Annotated in this window: 3 protein-coding genes; all 3 read right to left on the bottom strand. The window is 45.7% G+C overall.

Annotation, left to right across the window (positions count from 1 at the left end):
- Nucleotides 1-102: 102 nt before the first annotated feature.
- Nucleotides 103-1,077, bottom strand: coding sequence for a ComEC/Rec2 family competence protein (locus AB7U21_RS11700; RefSeq protein ID WP_428389249.1), 975 nt, complete (start codon nt 1,075-1,077; stop codon nt 103-105).
- A gap of 220 nt (nt 1,078-1,297) precedes the next feature.
- Nucleotides 1,298-2,062, bottom strand: a complete 765-nt coding sequence (locus tag AB7U21_RS11695; RefSeq protein WP_333787779.1) for a GTPase — start codon at nt 2,060-2,062, stop codon at nt 1,298-1,300.
- Between the two features lie 69 nt (nt 2,063-2,131).
- Nucleotides 2,132-2,693, bottom strand: a 562-nt coding sequence (locus tag AB7U21_RS11690) for a DUF2238 domain-containing protein (RefSeq protein ID WP_428389246.1), incomplete at its 5' end; no start/stop codon positions are given.

The raw sequence follows: 2,693 nt of genomic DNA, 5'->3' as shown, positions 1-2,693 counted from the left end.
TTTCAATCCTGTCCAGGGTAGCCTTGAAGTTCAATTCAGTCTCTCCGGTAAGTCAGAGGTCTTTCCATTGCTTTCATTAAAGAAGGATGTATGTATTTGACCTCACTTTCCCGCTTTAATGACAGGGAAAAGTGAAGAGCTCGCATTCTTTATGCTGTTCTGATCCGAAAGGGGCCTTTCAGTGATCACTGTGTAGGTTAAGCCATCGGTTGTGACTGTTATGGTGCCGTGATGATCTGTTCTGTAGACGGTGGATACGTTCTGCAATCTTTCCAGAACCTCTGCATGTGGATATCCATAGTCATTATCTGCACCCACTTCGATAATACTGATGTCCGGATTCACTTCTGCGATGAAGCTCGCCCCTGAAGCTGAAGTGCTTGCATGATGGCCCACCTTGAGGATATCGGAATCCACATAATAGCCTTCATACATTATGCTTTCTTCAGTTTCAAGGCCAGCATCTGCCATGAGCAGGAATGAGACATTATTGTCTATGATCCTGAGAACTATGGAATTCTCGTTGATCTCTACGGAGTGCTTCTTCTGCGGATTCAGTACCTGTACCTGTATGCCGGGAGCAAAGTCCAGCGCTTCTCCCCGTTTTGCCACATGGAAAGGAATGCTCTTATTTTCAATGATAGCAAGCATGTCTTCGTATGTCTGCGTAGTGTGAGGGTATCCCGAGTCTACGAACTCGCCTACAGGATATTCATTAAGTATTGTCAGCAGGCCTCCGATGTGATCTGCATGCGGATGGGTCGCTACTACATAATCAAGGCTGGATATCCCCTGTTCCCTAAGGAATGCCGAAACGTTGACACCTTTATCTCTTTCACCGGCATCTACCAGCATTGTTTCATTGGCATATTCAACAAGAATGGAGTCTCCCTGTCCCACATCTATGAAGTGGACCGTAAGGTTATCTCTTTGAGGGTCAGATGAGATATGTTCAGGCAAAAGATCCTGATTTTCAGACGTGCTCTCATTCAGAGTAGTATTGTTTGAAGGCTGATCCGCATATATGGGCGGGCGTTCCTCCGGTTCTCCGAACAGGACACCCAGCATCACTAGCATAATGAAAGCCATTAGTATCCATTTCAGTTCCTTTCTGATGATATCCCCTCTACGCAGCAGATAAAATAAGCGTTGAGACGCAATACAGATAAACTTTTCTTGTGGATTATGGTCAATTCGGTTTCAGGAAGGAAGAAATGTAAATGATGAATATTGAAAATAGTTAAGTTAAAATGGGGAATATAGAAATCTGCTCAAAGTATTAAAATATCCTTTTTCTCTACACCAGCAGCAATCCCCGCTGCCAGTCGTTAACGATACGTATGCCTACCCGTGTATCGTCTACCTCGCCTTTCTTTTTGAGGCAGTTCGTCTGCCTGCCAATTAGTTCAAGCACATCGTAAGAGTCCTGGTTCTCGATGGTCACCTTATAGAAGGCTTCCAGGGCAGTTTTGTTCTCTGCACACATTTTCTCTATGATCTTCAAAGCTACCCCTATGGGGTCTTTCAGATGGGTGGCGTCCTTTATGCCAAGCATCCCCTGCATGTATTCGTCATGCTCGTCAAAAGGTATCACTCCCGGGGTATCGATGAACTTGATCCGTGAACCTGCATTTACCAGCTGAACACCTTTAGTATGACCCGAAATGGAAGAAGTGCTGGCTCTGTGCCTTCCTGCCACGCCATTGATGACCGAAGATTTCCCGGTGTTGGGATATCCAAGGCTGCCTACAAGGATGTCCCGGTCTTTAATATCGGCAAGTTCAAGGATCCTGTGCCTGAGCATCGTTGTGCCGAATCTCTCTTTGCTGGATACGAATACCGTGGGTGCGGTTTTCGACAGGCGGGATTTTGTTCTCTCAAGGGTTTCCTGAGACACGAGATCGCATTTGCTCATGACAATGATGAAAGGTTTGCCGGCGCGTACTATTTCAGCTTCGACCTCGCTGTTCCTGGTCTCATCCGGAAAGCGGGCATCTACCACCTCAAGCAGGACATCGGCCTTTCTGATGACATCCTTTACCATTACCTTGTAGCTTGCCATGGTACATGTAATGCTCCGGAAGCATATAAGGATGTCAGAATAGGCTCTCGATAGAAGTCCGGTCTGAAATTACTTTTCATTCCTTGAGGCAGAAAAAGATTCTATTCTTCTTGCGATCCGATAGGATATGTCCGAAAGGTAAGCAGTCCCCCATGCAGCCACAGCAAGGGCACCAAGCAGATCGAATAACATATCCCGCATTGTATCACTGATACCATGCTGTGTTAAAAATGCCTCCATTTCAAACTTAACTACCATCTCATCTGTAAGGAATTCCAGGATCTCCCATATCACACCTGCTGCGAGGACAAAAAGAAGGATGAAGACGAACATGAATCTGGGGGGTATGTATAGATCATCTGTGTAGATATCAATGGCCCTTATGATAACATATCCTGCAGCTGCAATGACACTTGCAGAAAGTGCATGGGTGAGGTGGTCCCATCTTGCGACCGTTTCATAGAAGGACAAAGTCCCAAGTGCATCCAGGAAAACGGCAAGAGTGATCCACAATGTCAGGCTGGGATCAAGTGAGATATAATATTTACGGGTGAGGACATTTGGCACAAAAGTAATGCCAAATGCTGCAATTGCATTAAGTACCACATGCGTGTCCTTCAGATATATCCCA

Source organism: Methanomethylovorans sp. (assembly GCF_050177135.1).
In the GTDB taxonomy this organism is placed as follows: domain Archaea; phylum Halobacteriota; class Methanosarcinia; order Methanosarcinales; family Methanosarcinaceae; genus Methanomethylovorans.
The sequence above is the reverse complement of the archived record's forward strand: the minus strand, read 5'-3'. Positions and strand labels throughout refer to the sequence as shown.